This is a genomic window from Nocardia sp. CA-107356 (assembly GCF_050946365.1).
Lineage (GTDB): Bacteria > Actinomycetota > Actinomycetes > Mycobacteriales > Mycobacteriaceae > Nocardia.
In genome coordinates, this window is sequence record NZ_CP191992.1 from 8,697,878 (window position 1) to 8,717,648 (window position 19,771).

At 65.4% G+C, this 19,771-nt stretch carries 16 protein-coding genes and 1 pseudogene; 7 read left to right on the forward strand and 10 right to left on the reverse strand.

Annotation, left to right across the window (positions count from 1 at the left end; translation table 11 throughout):
* Window positions 1–24 precede the first annotated feature (24 nt).
* A complete protein-coding gene (locus ACQP1G_RS39250; RefSeq protein ID WP_433194737.1) occupies window positions 25–573 on the reverse strand; it encodes a YceI family protein in 549 nt (182 codons plus the stop codon).
* 241 nt (window positions 574–814) lie between these two features.
* Between ACQP1G_RS39250 and ACQP1G_RS39255 the strand changes: the two genes are divergently transcribed.
* On the forward strand, window positions 815–943 hold the full coding sequence (locus ACQP1G_RS39255) for a hypothetical protein (protein ID WP_433194738.1): 129 nt from the start codon (window positions 815–817) through the stop codon (window positions 941–943).
* 5 nt (window positions 944–948) lie between these two features.
* On the opposite strand, the gene ACQP1G_RS39260 is transcribed toward ACQP1G_RS39255, so the two are convergent.
* Window positions 949–1,659: a TetR/AcrR family transcriptional regulator C-terminal domain-containing protein gene (locus tag ACQP1G_RS39260; RefSeq protein WP_433194739.1), complete on the reverse strand. Its 711-nt coding sequence runs from the start codon at window positions 1,657–1,659 to the stop codon at window positions 949–951.
* A 109-nt stretch (window positions 1,660–1,768) separates the two neighbouring features.
* Here ACQP1G_RS39260 and ACQP1G_RS39265 point away from each other — a divergent pair, with 109 nt between their 5' ends.
* Together ACQP1G_RS39265 and ACQP1G_RS39270 are read left to right on the forward strand one after the other, a co-directional pair.
* A complete protein-coding gene (locus tag ACQP1G_RS39265; protein ID WP_433194740.1) occupies window positions 1,769–3,226 on the forward strand; it encodes an MFS transporter in 1,458 nt (485 codons plus the stop codon).
* A 182-nt stretch (window positions 3,227–3,408) separates the two neighbouring features.
* Window positions 3,409–4,203 carry a hypothetical protein gene (locus ACQP1G_RS39270; protein WP_433194741.1) on the forward strand — a complete coding sequence of 265 codons (795 nt, stop codon included), beginning with the start codon at window positions 3,409–3,411 and terminating at the stop codon, window positions 4,201–4,203.
* Between the two features lie 58 nt (window positions 4,204–4,261).
* On the opposite strand, the gene ACQP1G_RS39275 is transcribed toward ACQP1G_RS39270, so the two are convergent.
* Window positions 4,262–4,846, reverse strand: a complete 585-nt coding sequence (locus tag ACQP1G_RS39275) for a TetR/AcrR family transcriptional regulator (RefSeq protein WP_433194742.1) — start codon at window positions 4,844–4,846, stop codon at window positions 4,262–4,264.
* Between the two features lie 66 nt (window positions 4,847–4,912).
* On the opposite strand from ACQP1G_RS39275, the pseudogene ACQP1G_RS39280 reads away from it, so the two are divergent.
* Window positions 4,913–5,775, forward strand: a pseudogene (locus tag ACQP1G_RS39280) (alpha/beta fold hydrolase).
* Here ACQP1G_RS39280 and ACQP1G_RS39285 read toward each other — a convergent pair.
* Window positions 5,776–6,906 carry a serine hydrolase domain-containing protein gene (locus tag ACQP1G_RS39285; protein ID WP_433194743.1) on the reverse strand — a complete coding sequence of 377 codons (1,131 nt, stop codon included), beginning with the start codon at window positions 6,904–6,906 and terminating at the stop codon, window positions 5,776–5,778.
* 128 nt (window positions 6,907–7,034) lie between these two features.
* A complete protein-coding gene (locus ACQP1G_RS39290) occupies window positions 7,035–7,688 on the reverse strand; it encodes an SDR family NAD(P)-dependent oxidoreductase (RefSeq protein ID WP_433194744.1) in 654 nt (217 codons plus the stop codon).
* A gap of 194 nt (window positions 7,689–7,882) precedes the next feature.
* Between ACQP1G_RS39290 and ACQP1G_RS39295 the strand changes: the two genes are divergently transcribed.
* From ACQP1G_RS39295 to ACQP1G_RS39305, 3 genes are all read left to right on the forward strand, one after another.
* Window positions 7,883–9,430 carry an LCP family protein gene (locus ACQP1G_RS39295; RefSeq protein WP_433194745.1) on the forward strand — a complete coding sequence of 516 codons (1,548 nt, stop codon included), beginning with the start codon at window positions 7,883–7,885 and terminating at the stop codon, window positions 9,428–9,430.
* A gap of 129 nt (window positions 9,431–9,559) precedes the next feature.
* Window positions 9,560–10,774 carry a L,D-transpeptidase gene (locus tag ACQP1G_RS39300; RefSeq protein WP_433194746.1) on the forward strand — a complete coding sequence of 405 codons (1,215 nt, stop codon included), beginning with the start codon at window positions 9,560–9,562 and terminating at the stop codon, window positions 10,772–10,774.
* Window positions 10,775–10,835: 61 nt separating this feature from the next.
* Window positions 10,836–11,492, forward strand: a complete 657-nt coding sequence (locus ACQP1G_RS39305) for a TetR/AcrR family transcriptional regulator (RefSeq protein ID WP_433194747.1) — start codon at window positions 10,836–10,838, stop codon at window positions 11,490–11,492.
* A 1-nt stretch (window position 11,493) separates the two neighbouring features.
* Here ACQP1G_RS39305 and ACQP1G_RS39310 read toward each other — a convergent pair whose 3' ends face one another.
* From ACQP1G_RS39310 to ACQP1G_RS39330, 5 genes are all read right to left on the reverse strand, one after another.
* The gene (locus ACQP1G_RS39310; protein ID WP_433209189.1) at window positions 11,494–13,500 is read right to left on the reverse strand and encodes a CocE/NonD family hydrolase; all 2,007 of its coding nucleotides are present in this window, start codon (window positions 13,498–13,500) and stop codon (window positions 11,494–11,496) included.
* 209 nt (window positions 13,501–13,709) lie between these two features.
* Window positions 13,710–14,879 carry a cytochrome P450 gene (locus ACQP1G_RS39315; RefSeq protein WP_433194748.1) on the reverse strand — a complete coding sequence of 390 codons (1,170 nt, stop codon included), beginning with the start codon at window positions 14,877–14,879 and terminating at the stop codon, window positions 13,710–13,712.
* Complete coding sequence (gene asnB, locus ACQP1G_RS39320; protein ID WP_433194749.1) at window positions 14,876–16,804, reverse strand: asparagine synthase (glutamine-hydrolyzing); 1,929 nt, start codon at window positions 16,802–16,804, stop codon at window positions 14,876–14,878. Before asnB ends, ACQP1G_RS39315 begins: the two co-directional genes overlap by 4 nt.
* An 80-nt stretch (window positions 16,805–16,884) precedes the next feature.
* A complete protein-coding gene (locus tag ACQP1G_RS39325; RefSeq protein ID WP_433194750.1) occupies window positions 16,885–18,357 on the reverse strand; it encodes a flavin-containing monooxygenase in 1,473 nt (490 codons plus the stop codon).
* Between the two features lie 5 nt (window positions 18,358–18,362).
* Window positions 18,363–19,766: a wax ester/triacylglycerol synthase family O-acyltransferase gene (locus ACQP1G_RS39330; RefSeq protein WP_433194751.1), complete on the reverse strand. Its 1,404-nt coding sequence runs from the start codon at window positions 19,764–19,766 to the stop codon at window positions 18,363–18,365.
* Window positions 19,767–19,771 lie beyond the last annotated feature (5 nt).

A 19,771-nucleotide genomic window follows, 5' to 3' on the forward strand; every position in this document is an offset into this window, starting at 1 on the left:
ATATGACTCGCCTCGGCGGGTGGATCAGGCCTGGAGGCCGACCTCGATTTCCAGGGTGAGGGTGATCTTGTCGCCGATTACGGCGCCGCCGTCGGGGAGGGGCATGTCGATGGTGATGCCGAAGTCGCGGCGGTTGATGACGGTTTTGGCCTCGAAACCGGCGACCGGGCCCTGGCCCATACCGGGGTTGACGCCGAGGAATTCGACGTCGAGAGAGACCGGACGGGTGGTGCCGCGGATGGTGAAATCACCGTCGACGACGAAGTCGTCGCCGTTGACGCGGAATCCGGTCGACTTGAAGGTGGCTACCGGGAAGTCGGCGGCGTGGAAGAAATCGGCGGTGCGCAGGTGGCCGTCGCGCTGCTCGTTATCGGTGGTCACCGAGTCGACCCGGATCTCGGCCTCAGCCGAGGCGGTGCCGTCCTCATTGATGACGAGCTTGCCGGAGAAGTCGGCGAAGCGGCCGCGAACCTTGCTCACCATCAGGTGACGCACGGAAAAGCCCAGGTTGGAATGGCTGGGATCGATAACCCAGGTGCCCGCGGTCAGTGCCTTGGCGGTGGTGGTCGACATGGAGTCTCCTCAGGTAGTTGAGAATTCAATTACACGGAGATGAGCGGATACTCAGCTCCGGCAAGTCTGCCATCAATTTGGTGGATGTGGCAACCAATGGAACAGAGGTGGTTCGCGATCTATTCCCGCCACGCCAGCGCCCGTACAGCGGACGCACCATGTAGTCCGGATCGACGGCGGCGGCTCGTCAGCCTGAATACCCTGGAGAGCCAGGTCCCGGGCAGGAGCGGCGAGGATCGCTATGTCCACCTCGCCACGCGCGGCGATATCGCCGAAAATCTGCCGCAATCCATATGCACCCGGCCGCCCGTGGGTCGCCCATGCCACCGACGAATTCTCCATCGAAGAGGCCACCCGCCCCATCGAGTAGCGAGATCACTTGTGCGGCTGGCGCAGTCGTGATTCCAGTCCGTCCATGACACAGAGCAGCCCGAAGTCGAAGGCTATCGCGCGAGCGGCCTGCTGGTCGGCAGGCATGGCGTTTCGATAGTCCGCGAGCATCTCCGGATAGTCGCCCCCGAGCGTATCCATGACGTCGAGCATCCCCGCGGGATCGAAACCCTTGTCGCCGAAGGCCTTTGCGGATGTGATCTCGGGGATGACCTGGCCGAGTACGTAACTCGTCACCGTGCCGCTCGCGAGGTAGATTTCCGTGCCGGTGAACCCGGCTCCGATGAAGGTACGGCGCAGTCGATCGCTGAGCTCGAAGGCATTCGGCCCGACGCTCGGCAAAGAGCCGATCAAAGTGACCGTCCAGGGGTGGCCGAGCATGGTCAGCCGGAAGTTGTAGGCGAAGGTGGTCACCACCTCCCGCCACGAGGCCTGTTCCGGATCCGGGACCTGCACCAGCCCCCAGATCTCGTCGAGGGCGAGCTCGAGCAGTTCGTCCTTGTTCGCGACATGCCAGTAGAGACTGGTCGCGCCCGCGTCGAGTTTGGCGCCGAGCTTGCGCATGCTCAGCGCGCCCAAGCCCTCGGCGTCCAAGAGCTCGATCGCGGCGGCGACGATCTGGTCGCGGCGCAATCCCGCCGCCTTCGGCTGGCGCGGGGCGCGAGTCCATACCGAGGAGAACTGCTGCTTGGTCACAGCTCCGCCTCGACCAAAGGTGCTGTGTCTTCGGTTCCCTCGCTGCGCTCGATCACAAGCCCAGCATAATTCTCTCGCACATCGTGCGATTCTATCGTACGGTGTGCGAGTGGAACCGAACGATGTACGAGATCCTCGCCGCTGGTGGATTCTGGTGGTCCTCTGTCTGTCCTTGCTGGTGCTGATGATCGACGGCACCGTACTCAATATCGCTATCCCGTCCCTGATCCGTGAACTCCACGCGACACCGTCGGATGTCCAGTGGATCCTCGACGCCTATGTGCTCGTCTTCGCCGGACTGCTGCTCACCGCGGGCAGCCTTTCGGACCGGTTCGGGCGGCGACGCATGCTGGTCCTGGGGCTGGCGCTGTTCGGCGCGGCCTCGCTGGTGGCCGTGCTGGCCACCGAACCGTGGCAGGTGGTCGGAGCCCGCGCCCTGATGGGTGTCGGCGGTTCGCTGCTGATGCCCTCGACCCTGTCCATCCTGATGACCACCTTCGCCGAGGACGAGCGGCGCAAGGCGATGGCGGCCTGGTCCACCGTCTCGATGGTCGGCATCGTGCTCGGGCCGACGCTGGGCGGGTTTCTGCTGCAGCACTTTTGGTGGGGCTCGGTCTTCTTGCTCAATATCCCGGTCGCGGTGCTCGCGATCGTTGCGGCACTGGTGTTGATGCCGGAATCCACCGGCGAACAGCGGCCGGTCGACCTCGTCGGCGTGCTGTTGTCCATTGTGGCGCTGTGCTCGACGGTGTACGTGATCATCGAGCGCGAATGGAATATTCCGATGATCGGCCTCGCCCTGGTCACCGGGCTGGCCTTTGTGGTCTGGGAGAGCAGGTCCGCACATCCCATGCTGCCGCTGGCGGTCTTCCGCAATCGCGACTTCACCGGCACCTGCTGCACATTGCTGCTGATGGTGTTCGGTATGGGCGCGATCATGCTGATGCTCACCCAGTACCTGCAGTTCGTGCTCGGCTACGGGCCGATGAAGGCGGGTCTGGCGCTGCTGCCGTACGCGGTGGCCGCAGCGGTGTGCAATGGCCTCGGCGCGACACTGGGCAAGAAGCTGAGCAATAAGACGCTCATTGTCGCGGGTCTGCTCGTCATGGGTGTTGCCTTCGCCATCCTGGCCGTCGGTTCGGGATACTTCGCGGTGCTGGCCAGCATGCTGGTCATGGGGATCGGTGGCGGTCTGGCCGGTCCGGCCGCCTATGCGGCGATCATGAGCGCCATTCCGCTCGAACACGCGGGCGTCGGTTCCGCCATGAACGACACCTTGCAGCAGGTCGGCATGGCGATCAGTATCGCGGTCCTCGGCAGCGTGCTCGCCGGTGTCTTCACCTCGAACATGCCCGAGGACGCACCCGCCGCCGCGCGTGAATCCATCGGCGCCGCTTTCCAACTCGGCTACGCCGAACCGGCCAAGGAGGCGTTCACCGCCGCCATGTCGACCGGTGCGTGGATCAGTGCGGGTTTCAGCATCGCTGCCGCGTTGCTGGGGCTGGCTCTGCTGCGCGTGCGCCCCGCGCCGCAGGTCGACGCGCCGGAGGAAGTAACCGTGGCGTAGCCCGGCATCAGTTTCGTTTCGAATCCGCTCGCCTCACGCCGCAGGCTCGGCTAGGCTCGCCTCGACCTCCTGGCCGCGCATATGAGTACATTGCATGGGGAGCATCTCGAGCGCGGGAGCGTCGGGCCTGCGCGCGGGAGGGCGCGGTGGGCGAAATGTCTGATGACGGAATGGAATACCGAATGAAGCTTTGCGATAGCACTGCGGCGGCGATCCTTGTCATCGGTGCCGTAACCCTGGGCGCCGGAGCCTCGCATGCCGAGCCGGACGTCGCGCCCGCGCGGCAGGACATCACCTACTCGGTCAAGCTAGTCGAGAAAACCGTCGTCGCCAGCGTGCGCGGCGGCACCTTCACGCTGTCCAAGGCGACGGGCAGTGAGCTCGCGGCGGGCGGCGAGGGTCGGCTGACCGACAAGAACGGGACGCTGGTCGATAAGGACGGTAAGGCCGCCGATATCGCCGACGTGGTCGATGTGGTCGATCTCGCGGACACCGACGGCCACGTGGTGGTGACGCTGCCGCTGCAGTTCCGGGTCGCCGATACCGACATCCCGGTCACCCCGGTGCTGAAGAAGGACGGCACGGTGCTCGAGCTGGCGCCGCAGAAGCCCGCGGGACTCGACATCACCCAACCGCTCACCATCAAGCCGGTGGCATCGCTGGCCGAGAACCAGCGGGCCCGTGACGAATTCGCCAGTCTGTTCGGTCTGGCCACGGCGGTCGGCGGCTTTGTCGGCACCGCCATCGGCGCGGTCGTCGGCTGTGTCGTCACCATCGCCGCCGGATGCATCGGCGGTTTCACCACCGGCGCGGCCATCGGCGGAATCATCGGGACGATAGTCGCGGGCGGACCGACGCTGCTCGTTTCTGGTGTGGACTACGTCAATACGATGTTGGCCCCCGACGGCACCACCAGGTTCGCGGATAAGCCGACAGCAACCCAGCCCGGGCCCACCCCTGCGGGACAGCCGAAGTAGGTGTGCCGAGGCTAGTCGAATGGTGGCTCGCGACCGCGGCATTCGAGCCACATTTCGCCTAGCCTCGATGAGCTGCGGGTGCTCGGTCGCTGGCCAAGTGCGAGGCCAGTGTCCGGCCCGCCGCGCGCAGCGGTTCGGTCGAATGCAGTGTGCGACTGAGGATGAACGCGCCCTCGAGTGCACTCGAGAGCGCGAAGGCGAATCGGCGCGCCTCGGGTGCGTCCAGTCCGCGGCGGGTGAAGTAGTCGGTGCACTCGCGCACCCATGAGTCGATCACCTCGGCCGCGACCTCGCGCAGCGCGGGTTCACTGTCCGCGATCTCACCCGCGATCGTGGCGACCGGGCACATATTGATCCACCCGGCCTGCTCCATCTGCTCGGCCGCCTCGATGAAGGCGGCGGGCACCGCCACGCGCAAACTGTCGTGCGGATCCATCAGGAGCGGCAGCAACTGGATATACGCCGCACCCGCCGCGCGCAGGGCCTCGGCCGCGATCTGCTGTTTACCCTGCGGGAAGTGGTGATACAGCGAGCCCATCGGCGCGTGCGCCAGCTCGCTCACCTGCTTCACGGTCGTCGCGCCATAGCCCTGTCCGCGCATCAGCTCGGCCATGGCGGTGATGATCCGTTCCCTGGTTGACATCGCTGCATCCACAACGTAAGACTAGAGCATGCACTCTAGAGCGACTACTCTAGTGGAGGTTCGCGGATGCCAACTGTCGAGATAGCCGCCGGTCGAATCGAATACGTCGAACGCGGCCAAGGGCCTGCGGTAGTGCTGCTGCACGGACTGTTGATGAACCACACGCAGTGGGATCGGGTGATCGACCTGCTGCCCAACGGGTTTCGCTATGTGCTGCCCGACCTGCCACTCGGCGCGCATGCGATACCGATGCGTCCCGATGCCGATCTCTCACTGCGCGGGCTGAATCGCATCATCGCGGATTTCCTTGCCGCATTGGACCTGCGGGATGTGACGCTGGTGCACACCGATTGGGGTGGCGGATTGTCCTGACCGCCTACGGCGCGGACGAACGCGTCGGCCGGATCATCGTGCTGCCATGCGAGGCGTTCGACAACTTCCCGCCCGGCCTGCCCGGGAAGATGGTCGCCGTCGCGGTGGCGCTGCCCGGTGGTATTCCGCTCGCCCTGCGGCAGTTGCGAATTCGCTGGCTGCGCAATTCGCCGCTGATGATGGGTTGGATGGCGCGACAGCCGCTCCCGAATGCTCTGGTGCACGGCTGGACCGAACCAGCGTTGCGCGACAAGGCGATTCGGCGGGATCTGATGAAGTACGCGAAGTCCGGTTTCCCGAAAGCCGATCTGATCGCCAATACCGAGGCACTGCAACACTTTTCCGGCGACGCACTGATCCTGTGGTCGGCCGCGGGCAAGGTCATGCCACGCGAGCACGGCCGCAGGCTGGCCGAACTGCTACCCAAGGGCACGTTGGTCGAGATCGAAGACGCCTACGTCTTATCCATGCTCGACCAGCCCGAAGCGGTCGCCACCGCAATGTCGGCCTTCCTGACCGGCGCGAACACTTCGACCGGGCCGCGCAACCGGCTGTAGCTACCCGCAGAAAGCGGCGTCTACCAGGCCCTCCATGGCCGCCTCGTACCCCAGGCCGTACAGCGGTGGGAGTTGGTTGAGGCTGATCGTGATCGAGCGGGCGGAAGTGTAACCGCCGAAGACGAAGGTCCCCTCCATGGCACCGCCGTGGCTCCAGATATCGGCGCCACAGGCATTGGTGCGGTGGAACAGACCGAGTCCGATACCGTCGGCAAGCGGCACATCGAAGCTCGGTATCGTGCGCTGCATCTCGGCGAGTTCCGCTGGGGCGAGCAATCCTCCGGTCAGCAGAGCCGTGAAGAACCGGTTCAGGTCGGCGCCCGTGGAGACCAACGCGCCGTCGGCCAGGCCCCAACTCGGGTCGATATCGGTGATATCGAACCGAGTGACGTTGTAGTACTGATATCCGCGCGGGTGTGGGCCGCGGATCACGGTCTCGCGCGGGAACGCGGGCCAGTAGGTGTCGCGCAATGCCAGCGGCATCAGGATGCGCTTGGTCACCTCGACACCCACCGGCTGTCCGGTCACCTGCTCGATCAGCTTCCCGGCCAGCAGGTAGTCGGTATTGGAGTAGCCGACCTCCGAGCCGGGCGCGAACCGCGCCGGAGCGTCCAGGCCGAGCCGGATCAGCTGATCAGCGGTTTGGTAGCGCTGCAACGCCTCGACGGAGTCCGGATTCAATCGGGTGAGGTAGTCCGGAATCCCGCTGGTGTGCTGCAACAGATTTCGGACGGTGATCCGATTCCCGTCGCCGCCGGGATCACGCACGACACCCGGGAGGTACCGCTCGATCGGAGCGTCGAGCTCAACTCGCCCCTCCCCGACCAATTGCAATACCACAGTCGCCACGAATGTCTTGGTATTGCTGGCGATCCGGACCTGCGAGGCATCCGGGAATGCATCGCCCGTCGCGAGATCGCCTACGCCACTATTGATCTGGGTTTCCCCGCCATCAGCAGTCACGACCAGCTGGGCACCGGGAACGGCGGTCGCGAGGACCAGGGCATCGAGCCCGGCTCGCAACAGTTCGGTACGCACCTGAGCCGGTTGGGCGGAGGACGCCGCGAGATTCGACAGCACCGCAAGCATCAGCACAGCAACCAAGGCCGCCCTCACCGCGAACTGCCGCATGCATCCTCCATTTCCACGGCCAGCATGGCCGAGCATCCTCGGGGCAAACGGTGATACTCGGTGCGGGTCCATTCGGTTCGAAGGAGAATTCGTAGCGGGCGTGTCGCCGGTTGGCGTGTCACATTGGATCAGCCGTTGTAGGAGACGTGTGGCGTCCATTCCTCGAGCGGGCGGACGGCGGCCGCGTGCAGCGCCTCGGCCACCCGATCCCTGGTGAACGCGCCCTCGCCGAGCACGCCGTTGATCTGCACCGCGACGGCGCGATGGCCCTCGGCAGCCAAGGTGGTGTCCAGGCTGGTGACGAGGTTGCGCACCGCCGCCTTCTGTACGCCGAGCGATGCGGCCTGGTTCCACGGCTTATCCGCCGCCGCACTGCCGGTGACCAGCACGCGCGAGCCCGCGGCGAAGAACGGCCTTGCGGCCTGTACCGCGGGCAGCAGCGCCGCGGCACCGATGGTGAAGTCCTCGATCAACTCCGCAGCGGTCAATTTCAATGGATCCGCCTCCCGGAAGATACTCGGATTGAAGTGCAGCACGTCGATCCGACCATTTCGCTCGCCCACCCCGGTCACAATGCGAGTGATATCGGCGGGATCCGCCAGATCCACACCGACCCCCTCGGCAGCAAAACCCTCTTCCCGCAGTTCTCGCACCAACGGCTCGGCCTCCTCGACCAGGCGGCAGGCCAGCACGACCACATATCCGTCGCGCGCGAAACGGCGGCCGACCGAAAGACCGACACCGGGACCGGCGCCGAGGACGAGAAGTACGGGAGCAGTCATAACTACGACCCTAAACGTGAATCTGTGCAGGTCACAATGTCCGATTCTTGCCTGCGCCGAGTGCAGCCGGTATCACTGGAACAGTTCGGAGTGACAACTAGTCGGTAGTGGGTAAGACCCGGATGTGCGCTGTGTCGAATGAATCGAGACGAGAGTTGAGGCGGCGAAAATGATCCGGGACGAGGCCGGCCGCCATGGATGACGACACAGTCGAACTGCCCAAAATCACGCCGACGGCAAGCCAGGCCCGGCATCGGCGCGCGGCCCGATCCGCACATCGCGGCCGCCGAGCGGCCAAGATCGCGATGCGCGTGCTGACCTCGATGACCGCGCTCGCGGTGCTCTCCGGCACCGGATTCGCCTGGTCGGCCAAGACCCAATTCGACAACGGCTTCACCCACACCGATGCGATCGGCAAGGACGCGCCGCGCTCACTCGGCGGCGACCTCAATATCCTGCTGATCGGCTTGGACACCAGAAAGGACCTCGACGGCAAGGATTTGCCGAAGGAGATCCTGGACCAGCTGCACGCGGGCGACGGCGACAATGGCGGATACAACGCGAATTCGCTTATTCTGCTGCATATTCCGGCAGATATGCACAAGATCGTCGCCTTCTCCATTCCGCGCGACGACTATGTCGCGGTCTCCGGTATCCCCGGCTACGACCACGCCAAGATCAAGGAGGCCTACGGCCTGAAAAAGGCCGCCGCGGAAACCAAAATGGAGAACGCGGGCCAGAAGGACAGGGTTGCCCTGGAGCGCGCCGGCCGCGAGGCGGGCCGCGCATCGATCGTGCAGACGGTGCGCAATCTGGTCGGCGTCCCCATCGATCGCTTCGCCGAGATCTCGCTCGTCGGCTTCTACGACCTGGCGGATAAGCTCGGCGGCGTCGACGTCTGCCTCAACCACGCGGTCGACGACAGCTACTACTCCGGCGCGGTATTCCCCGCTGGCCCGCAGCACCTCGATGCCGCGAACGCGCTGTCCTTCGTGCGCCAGCGGCACGGGCTCGAAAACGGCGACCTCGACCGAACCCACCGCCAGCAGGCCTTCCTGACCTCGGTCGCCAAATCGCTGAAGGACACCGGCACCTTGACCAACTTCGGCAAGCTCTCCGGCCTGATGGATGTGGCGCACCGCGATATCGTGCTGTCCGACGGCTGGAACCTGCTCGACTTCGCCCGCGACCTCGGCTCGGCGGCCTCGATCTCGGTCGAATTCCGGACCCTGCCGGTGCTGCACTACGACAATATCGACGGTCAGGACGTCAATATCGTCGATCCGGCGGCCATCAAGAAGGAAGTGCGCGCCGCCTTCGACATCGACACCCCGCCGACCACACCGGTCCACACACCGACCAGCACCGTCGATGTCCACAATGCGAGCGGGTACCCCGGCCGGGCCGCCCAGCTTTCCAGCGCACTCACCAAGCGCGGCTATCCGCAGGGCATCGTGGCCAATGGCACTCGTGCCGACGGTACGACGTCCACGATCACCGCTGGCCTCGGCGCGGAGTCCGACGCCGCGCAACTGGCCGACACCCTGGGCCTCACCGCCACGGCATCGCCGAATGTCGAACCGGGGCATATCACCGTCGTCGTCGGCACCGACTTCACCATGCCCGCCGGACTCACGCCCACCTCGAGCGCGACCCCGACCACCACCTCCGCGGTGCCAGCACCCGACGCCGGCAAGCCGGTTGCGACCACGATCGGCAGCACTGTCCCCTGCGTCAACTGACCGGCGGATATCGGCGCAGGTCACACCGTCAGCGGCATAGTCCGCGCCGAATGGCCGGTAAACTACGGCACGGGCCAGTACGTCGTAGGTGCGCGCTGCAGGGAACGCACGGCGAAACACAGGAGAGTCATGTCGAGTCGCCGTTTCCGGTGGAGAGCAACTGCGGGTTTTGCATTGGTGACGGCGCTGGTCGTCGCCGGATGTTCGTCCGAACCGGACGCCCCGACCACACCGGCCGGGCCACCGCTCCCCCCGATCGCCATTACCCCTGGCGGCGGCAACAATGTCGATCCGCTGGCACCGGTCGTGGTGAACGCGAACGACGGCATGCTGACCTCGGTGACCCTGACCAATGAGGCGGGTCGACCGATCGAGGGCATCTACACCCCGGACAAGACGGCGTGGAAGCCCACCGAACCGCTCGGCTACGGGCACACCTACACGATCTCCGCCGAAAGCCTCACCATCACCGGCCGCATCGGCCCGACCACCTCGACCTTTACCACGCTCGCGCCGAACAACCAGACCAAGGTGTATCTGACCACCACCGGCGGCACCCCGTTGACCGACGGCGGCACCTTCGGCGTCGGCACCGTCGTCGTCGCGCATTTCGACGAAGACGTCCCCGATAAGGCAGTCGCCGAGAAGCGGCTTTCGGTGACGACCAACCCGCCGGTCGAGGGTTCCTGGTACTGGCTCGACAAGCGCAATGCGCACTGGCGACCGCAGCAGTACTACGCACCGGGCACCAAGGTGACCGTGGCGGCCAATATTTACGGCGCGGACCTCGGCGGTGGTCTGTACGGCCAGGAGGACAGCAAGACCACCTTCACCATCGGCCCATCGCACGTCTCCATCGCCGACGACAACACCAAACAGGTTCAGGTCTTCGAGAACGGGAATCTGATCCGCACCATGCCCACCTCGATGGGGCGGGGCGGCAGTGAGGTCATCGCGGGCAAGACGCTCAGCTTCTGGACCCAACCGGGCGTCTACACCGTGATGGACAAGGGCAACCCGGTGATCATGGACTCCTCCACCTATGGCCTGCCGGTCAATTCCCGGCTCGGCTACAAGGAGGCCATCGGCTGGGCCACGCGCATCAGCACCGACGGAATCTATCTGCACCAGCTCGACTCCACCGTCTGGGCGCAGGGCAGCCAGAACCTCTCGCACGGCTGCCTCAACCTGAGCGCGACCAATGCCCAGTGGTTCTTCAACTTTGCGATTCCCGGCGATGTCGTCGAGGTCCGCAATACCGGCGGCGCACCGCTCGAGGTCTGGCAGAACGGCGACTGGGGTATGCAGTGGGATGAGTGGCTCGAGGGCAGCGCTCTGCGCTGAGCTGAGCACCGGGCCGGAACTTCTGGGCGAAAGTGCTGGGTGTGGCAGAATCGTCGACATTATGACCGTCTTGACCAGCGCTTCTCCGGAACGCCTGCCCCGGGGGCCGCATCGATTGACCCGGGACGAGGTCGCGACGGCACAGCGCGAGCGGCTCTGTATCGCCGCATTGGAGGCGGTTGCGGAGTTGGGGTACGGCCCGACCACCATCACCGATATCGTCGGCAGAGCGCGGGTGGCGCGGCGAACGTTCTACGGGCTGTTCGAGAGCAAAGAGGAATGCTTCACCGCCGCATTCGATTTCGCGGTGGATGTCATCACCCGCGAGTTGGACCGCGTGGTCGCCGAATCGGGCGCGGATACCTTCGTCGAACTCGTGCGCACGACGCTGCGGACGTATCTGGAGTTCCTGGCCGCCGAACCGGCCGCGGCGCGTGCGCTGCATATCGAAACCCTCGCCGCCGGACCGGGACTCATCGCCCGCCGGGCCCGCACGCACCGCATGTTCGGCTACCGCATGGTCGCGGCGGCGCGAATCGGCGTGCGCGCGGGCGAAGTTCACGCCGAACCCGATCCCGGACTGATCGATGTCCTGCTCGGCGGCATCGACGATCGGGTCAGGGCCACACTGATCGAATCCGGGCCGCAGGAACTACCGGCCTTGGCGCCCACACTGACTCGCGCTGCGCTGGTATTGCTCGGCTCCGGCCCCGCCTGAATCACCAGCCCGGATCGCCCTCGACCGGAATGTTCACCCAGCTCGGCTGATTCGGATCCAGTTCGATGTGCTGCGGCCGCAGACCGCTCTCATTCAGCAAGGGGCGCAACGGAAGACTGCTCGGAAAGTTCCCGGCGTAGACATCGACGCGCAGCCGATGTCCCGGTTGCAGCACACCGTCGGTGGCGAACATGCCGATATCGAGGACGGTCGGCTGGCCGGGCACGATCGGCTCGCGGGTATCCAGCGTCAGGTACGGATAGGGATCGGTGTAGTCGCCGTTGGCCGAGCGGGTGGCCTTGCTCTCGTCGACCGCACGCAGCGACGCGGTCCGCTGGCCGTGCGTCCACTGCGTCGAACGTCCGTCCGGCGCGACATCGTTCAGCGACACCGTCCAGTAGCCGTCGGTGGCGTCCAGCACCGTATTCAGGTGCACCGCGATCGGGCCGGAGATGGGCGTCGCGACATTCACCGGCGCGCTGGTGAAGGTCAGCCCATTGATCTCGGCGATCCGCGAATCCTTCGTGCAGATATCCGGCAGGGGCACGATGCCCGCGGTGCCCTGCGCACCGTCGCGCGAGCAGAGCGTGGTCAGGCCGGGCGCGATCGTTACCCGCGCGGGTCCGCCCGGTTCCGCGGTGAGACTGCCGTCGTGCGCGCTGCCCGGCGCGGTGCCCGAGGGCGCCGCGTTCAAATACATCCGGCGGTAATCCATATCGGGCCGCGGGAAGCTCGAGGTGTGGGTCCAGCCACCGCCCTGCTGCCACAGGGTCACTTGGTCGTAGTCATCGATGCCGTTATCGATGCCCTTGAGCCACTTGTCGAACCACGCGCGCTGCAATACATCCAAAGCCGCGGGCCCGTCGGCATCACCCATGCCCGAGCCGGTGGTGACGTGATAGTTGTTGTCCATCACCAGCTTCTTCTGGCTGTCCGCGACATTGATCGCGTTGTAGACCCGCGGCGAAGAGTAGGCGAAGATGTCCTGCCAGCCGCCGTAGACGAAGGTCGGCACATCGATCCGGTCGGGATGCCCGATCCAGGCGGTGCGCAATGGACTGTGGTCATCGAGCACCGAATACATCTCGGGCGGAATCTGATCCATGCTCTGCGTGCCCAGGGCCATGATGATCATATTGAAGAAGGTGAACGGGTCACGGACGCGGTCGACCAGCCAGGTCCAGTCGAACTTCCCGGCGAGCATCGACACCACATCCGGAATCAGCTTCGTCCCGTCGACGGCGAGGAGCCACTCCGGAATGAACCCGATGCCCAGCGCACCACCGGGCGCGGCCACGTCGCGGATCAGATCGCTGCCCGGCACGATCGGGAAGATCGCCTGCAGCGCAGCGGGTCTGCGCTCGGCGGTCTGCAGCTGATTGATCGCCGAGTAGGAGATGCCGCTCATACCGATCTTGCCGTTCGACCACGGCTGCGCCGCCGCCCAGTCGACGACCTCGACGCCGTCCTGCTGCTCGCGCTCGCCGAACACCTGCCAGGTGCCCTGCGAAAAACCGGTGCCGCGCACATCGACGACCACCTGGGTGTAGCCGCTCTGCACCAGTTTGCGATCCACGGCGAAGGTGCGTGCGGTGCCGCCCGCCAAAGCCTGTGCCAGATCACTGATTCCGCTCAAACCGTAGGCGGACAGATCGAAGCTGTGCAGCGCCTGCATCAATGGATCGGCCAGGCCGGGAACGGCCAGCACGGAGTCGGCGATATTCGCCACCAGTTTGGTGTAGGGCGTCAGGTTCACGATGGTCGGCGTCGGCTCGACGATCGGACGGCCGGACGCGTCGGCCGGGTGGTAGACATTCGCCTTCAACACTGTGCCGTCACTCATGGTGATCGGGACGTCCCAGTCGATATAGACGTTGGGATACTGTTGCGGCCCAGCATGAGTCGCGGTGAACTGTGCGTCGAGCCCGCTCGCCTGCGTCGGCGCGGCCGCGACAACGGCTCCGGCGAACACGGTGAACGTGGCTATTGCCGCAGCCACAGCCTGCATCGGACGTCGACGTCGGATCATGCTCGCCAAACCCTCCCGGCAATGAGGAACTACTTCGTTCCCATCAACGAGTTGGTACAGTACGTGCATCACGGTTGGTATGCAACCGTGACTCATAACAACGCTCTGTACAGCGAACCGAGGCCGGCGGACCCCCGATAAGTTGCCAAGCATTCTCCCGAATCGACTGCGTGGCAAGCGGATCGAAATCAGACCAGGGCGATCTCCAATCGCCGGTAGAGCGGGACGAACACATTCGTGCGATAGCGACGTTCGGTAATCACCCACGGGCGACCCGCCGCGGTCATGGCTTCCAATACCGCCGCGAGTTCGACATGGGTCAGGCTCGCGCCGAGGCAGATATGTCTGCCGCCGCCGAACCAGAGCTGCCGCAGTTCGGGCACCTTGCCCAGATGCAGGTCATAGCCACCGGCCGCATTGTTGATCGACCAGGTCATGATCTTCACCCGGTCGCCCGCGCGTAATCGCCTACCGGCCAGCTCGATGTCCTCGACGACGCCACGCCCGACGATCGGCATCGAACTGGTGACCCGCAGTGCCTCGCGCACCGCATCCGGGATCAGGCTACGGTCCGCGATCAGCTCGTGCTGGGCCCCACTGTCATGCAGCAACGCCACCATGCGCCCCAGAGTGCTGGCCAGCGTGGCGGTTCCGGCTACGACCAGGAAGGCCGCCATCCGGCGGGTGACCTCGGGTCCGAGGCCGAGTTCGCGACTGCGCCCGATAGTGGTGCTCGGGTCGGCGGTTTCGTACACGGCGGGCACCGATGCGGCGATACGATCGGCCACTGCACGTCCCTTGCGCGCATTGCGCTGCGACACCACGGTGGTGTCATAGTTGCCCTTACCGAGGTTGGCCATCGTCTCGACCAGGCCGAAAAGCTCCTCGTACGCGGCGGGTGAATCATCGATCGGCAGACCGACCAGCTCCGCCATGGTGCGGCCGGTGAACTCCCGCGAGAACTGCGCCATATCAACGGTTTTGCCTGCGGCAAGGTCATCGGTGAGTGTGCGCAGCATCGGCCCCACCGAGCGTTCGGTGATCACCCTGGATCGCTCCGGGGTGAACAGATCGCGGACCTTCGCGCGGAATTCGACATGCGGCTGGCCCTCGAACAGCTCGAAGACCCACTCGCCGAGCATCTGTCCCCACCAGTGCCCGGAGGCACCGTCGCCGATGATGCTGAAATGTTCGGTATCGCCGTGGATCTGGCGTGCCAGCTCCGGATCCGCCACCAACCAGCCGAGTTTGGGCACGCGTCGGATCGGCTTGATCAGCGAACCGGCGGCGAGCACCAAAGGCAGTGCGGGCTGGGCGAATCCGTGCAGTGCGTATTCGTGAGCCGCGGCGGTTTTCACGAGGCCACCCCCATCTGCTCGCCGGGCGTGCTCGCCCCGACCGACCGGAATTGGTCGAGCACGAGATGAGTGGACATGACGGCCAGGCAGCCCCATTCAGCGGCCGTGGCTGCCCAGGTTCCGGATTGATCGACCGCGGTGCGCCACATCCGTTCCGTGGCAGCCGGATCGAAGATCCCGTAGCGGCGCACCGAATCCCGTGACAGGTGATCGTGCGCGAGATCGGCACCGGAACCGGTGAGATACCACGGACCGACCGGCGTCATGAACGGCTTCTTACGCCTGCGCACGATCTGCTTCGGCAGCACGTCGGCGGTCGCCCGCTTGAGCGCGTACTTCTCGGTCCCCCAGTGCACCAACATCTCCGGCGACAGATCGGCGCACACATCGATGACATCGCGGTCGAGATAGGGCACCCGAACCTCGATGCTGTTGGCCATCCCCAAGCGATCCGAGGTCGGCAGTACCCAATGCGGCAGCCGGGTGTAGAACTCGAAATGCAATTGGCGGCGCAACTTGTCGTGCGGCGGTGGCGGTGCCAGTGCCGATGGCACCGGAAGGCCTTCGGGCGCAATGGGTCCGGTGGTGTCGCCGAGTGCGCTCCACAGGTAGATCCAGGGCGGCACCTCGCCGTAGCGGGCGGTGTATTCGGCACGGCGTCCCGCGACGGAGACGATGTGATCGTCCAGACCCGATGGCGCACCGACCCATTTGGTGGCATTGCGCCAGATCGCGGTCTGGGCCCGGCCCAACTTCAGTTGTTCGAACCGGGCGCTCAGCTTCATCAGCCGGTAGAAGTCGTAACCCGCCAATAGCTCGTCCGAGCCATCACCGCTCATGGCCACCTTGAGACCCTGGTGCCGAGCGAATGCGGTCAGATCGAGAAACGGCGTCGCGACCGCGCCGTACCAGAACGGTGATTCGAAGTGCCACAGACTCTTCGGCAACAGCTCACAGGCCCGCGCGCCGGTCATCTCTACCTCGTCGTTCGGCACGCCGAGCGACTGTGCGACCAGCCGCGACATCGGGGTCTCGTCGAGCACTTCGCCGGTCAGCCGAATGCTCGCGGTGGTGAGCGGTGCGTCGCAGCGGCGGGCCGCGACCGCGGCGATGGCGGAACTGTCCAGGCCGCCGCTCAATGCGATTCCGGCCCGCACCTCGTCGGGCAGGCGCTTGCGCACCGCGGCGGTGAACGCCGCGTCGAACCGCTCGATCGCGGCCCGGCCGGTGAGCAGCGGCGCATCCGGATCGCGGCGCAGGAAGGGCGTGAAGTAGCGCTGCTGGGAGGTGCCGCGACGGTCGATGGTCACGATGGTCGCGGGCGGCAGATCGTCGACGCCCTGCCAGAAGGTGCGCGGTGCGATGGTGTGCCCGTAGAACAGGCAATCGCTGAGCCCCTGCGGGTCCATCGACGCGTCGACCAGCCCGGAGGCGAAGATGCCCTTGATCTCCGAGGCGAAGACGACCCGACTGCCGGATTGGTGGTAGAACAGCGGTTTGACGCCGACGCGGTCGCGGGTGAGCAGCAGCCGTTCCCGGCGGGCGTCCCACAGCGCGATGGCGAAATCGCCGTCGAGGCGCTCGACGAAGCCCGTGCCGTACTCCTCGTAGAGGTGCGGAATCACCTCGGCATCGGAGTGGCTACGGAACTGGTGCCCGCGCGCGGCGAGGCCGCCGCGCAGTTCCCGATGGTTGTAGATCTCACCGTTGAAGACGACGTGGATGGTGTCGTCCTCATTGCGGGCGGGCTGGGCGCCGTGTGCGATATCGACGATGGCCAAGCGCTGGAAGCCGAAGGCGACGTTGCGGCTGTGCCAGGTGCTGAAACCGTCGGGGCCGCGGTGGCGTTGGATTTCGTTCATGGCCGCGATCGGGGTCGGATCGACCGGTGCGGCGAAATCGACTATTCCGTTGATGCCGCACATGTCACGGCCTTTCGGTCGATGGGCCGACTGATTCGAAACGTGTGCGGTGCACAAGGCCTCCCCTATGGAATTGGATTCTGCTACGCGGAACGGACGTGAGCTCCGATGTCCCAGTCCTGCGGTCGAATTCGACGCCGGTCACGTCGGACGCTCCAGGTCCCACCCGGCCAGGTCAGGGTGTTGGTGCCGTCCTCATCGATGAAGTAGCTGGTGCAGCCGCCGGTCGACCACACCCGGGTGCTGAGCAGCTTCCGTGCGCGGGTGACCCAGGCGCGCTCGGCGTGTTCGGAAGGGCTGTAGCGGCGAATCCCGGTGGCCCGCATGTATTCGATGGTTCGGGCGATGAGTTTCGTGGTCGGTTCGATGGCGAGGAATTGCGAGGTATGCGGCAACGCCGTATTCGGTCCGGTGACCGCGAACAGATTCGGCAGACCCGCGAACGCGATGCCGCGGTAGGCACGGAATCCGTCGCGTTGGAACTTCTTTCGCGTCGAGGTCTGCGCGGTTCGGAAATCCGGGAAGTGCGCGATCGAATCCTGGACGTGGAATCCGGTGGCCCACACGATCGCATCGACCTCGTGCAGCTGACCATCGGCGGTGCGGATGCCGGTCGCGGTGATCTCGGTGATCTTCTCGGTGCTCAGCCGAACATTCGGGCGCGCGAACGAACTGTAGTACGCGTCGGAGACCATCGGCCGCTTACAGCCGAACGCGTAGTCGGGTGTGAGTTTGCGCCGCACCTCGGGATCCGGCACCTGCTTGTCCAGCACTTTCCGGACCAGCCGCTCGTAGACCGACACCAGCCGAGGATGGAATTCGGCGAAGTGCATCGTCTCCAGGAACAGGAAGACGAATCCGCGCGCCGCCAGCCGAATCGGCGGCACGAACCGCAATATCTTGCGCACCGTCGGCGGAATCGGCCGGTCCAGACGCGGAATCACCCAGGCCGGGGTGCGCTGGAACGAGACGAGCTCAGCCGCGGTCTCGGCCAGCGCGGGCACGATCTGCACCGCGCTCGCTCCGGCGCCGACCACCGCGATCCGCTTACCCTCCGGCTCGAACGACGAATCCCATTTACTCGAATGCATCTGCGGCCCAGCGAATTCGGCCCGGCTCGGAATATCCGGGATCGATTCGGCGTGCAGCGAGAAGTAGCCCATGACGACGGCGCGGGCCCGGATCAGCCGGCCATCGGTCAACCGCAGCACCCACTGCTCGGCGGCGTCGTCGAAATCGGCCTCGGCCACATCGCTGTTCAGCTGCACATGCCGCCGCAGGTCGAAGGTGTCGACGATATTCTCGGTATAGGCGCGCAATTCGGGCTGGGTCGCGTAGACGCGACTCCAATCCGCATTCGGCGCAAAAGAATACGAGTAGAGCACCGAGGGCACGTCCACCGCGCAGCCGGGGTAGACGTTATCGCGCCAGGTGCCTCCGATGGCCGCGGCGCGTTCGAGGATGACGAAGTTGTCATTGCCGAGGCGACGCAGATTCACCGCGACGCCGAGCCCGCTGAATCCCGAGCCGATGATCGCCACATCGTAGTTCGACATCGTCCTCACCCCGCGGCGCGGACATCGTCCGGCAGAAGTAGGTCGGCGAGTTCGTCGAGTGCGGTATCCATCGCCGCGGTGAGGTACGCCATCGGCGGCAGCTTGTCCTGCACACCGAGGACACCGAAATGTAGACCACCCGAATAGCCGATGCAGGTGAAGTTCAGCGGGTTGCCGTGCATCAGCAGCGAGATCGGATAGATAGTCTCGAGCCGAGCACCGTTCCAGTACAGCGGGTTCCGTGGGCCGGGCACATTGGAGATGCCCATCGGATGGGATGCGGCGGTGTTGGTGAAGCCGAAGCCGAGGCCGAGAATCCACGGCAGGGTCACCGCGAGTCCGTAGCCGACGACCTCATTCGGGGCCATCGCGCCCATATGCTGTTTCGCGGCACGGATGTAGTACTTGACGGCGCTCAGTCGATCGCGCGGATCGGCGATATCGGTGCCGAGCGCGGTGAACATCATGCCAGCGCGGGTGCCGACGCGCACGTCGTCCTCCTCGCGCAGATCGGTGGGAACACCTGCGGTCAAGGATGATTCGGGCAGGGTGGCGTGGTTGGACAGGTAGTCGCGCAGCGCGGTACTCACCAGGTACAGCACAATGTCGTTGATGGTGCAGTCACCCGCCTTCGCCAGTCGCTTGAACAGCGCGAGGTCATAGCGCCGCCTGGACAGGTCGCGAGCACCGGTGATGCTGCCGTTCAGGATCGTGTCCGGCTGCTGATAGGCCTTCTGCGCCATGGTCTTATCGCCGCGTGCCCTACGGAGGGCGTCACGGGCGGCGGATCCGACACCGCGCAACAAGGCCAGCAAGCCGGTCAGAGCGGCGAGCAGAGCACGGAACGGATTCACCTTGTCCACAACGATTTCTGCCGACTCGGCTGCGGGGCGCACAGTGAACAAATCCGGGACGTCGCGTGCGGCGGCATCCTCGGTGAACGTGTCGGTGAACAGCCGCATGGCCGATGCACCGTCGAGGAGGCTGTGGTGCACCTTGAGGACGAGTGCGAAACGATCCTGTGCCAGCCCCTCGATGACGTGCAATTCCCATGGCGGACGGCTCATATCGAGCTGCTTCTGGTGAATGGAGCCGATGAGCTCGGTCAGCTGATCCTGACTACCCGGCTCCGGCAGTGTCCATTCCCGGATGTGCTCGCTGAGGTCGATATCGTCGACCTCGCGCACCACCGCCGCGATACCGGGCGGCGGGAACTTCAGCGGCACGAAGTTCCACGGTTGCGGCAGACTCGCCGGTGCGTCCAGCCCGGCCCGCCACTGCCGCAGGAATTGCGCCGCACCGCCCTCGGGGGCGCTGAACTCCAGCAGGAAGGCGATATGCATCGGCATATCGGGCGATTCGAGCGACAGCCAGACACCGTCGGTCGCGGTCAGTCGATGCAACGACATCTACA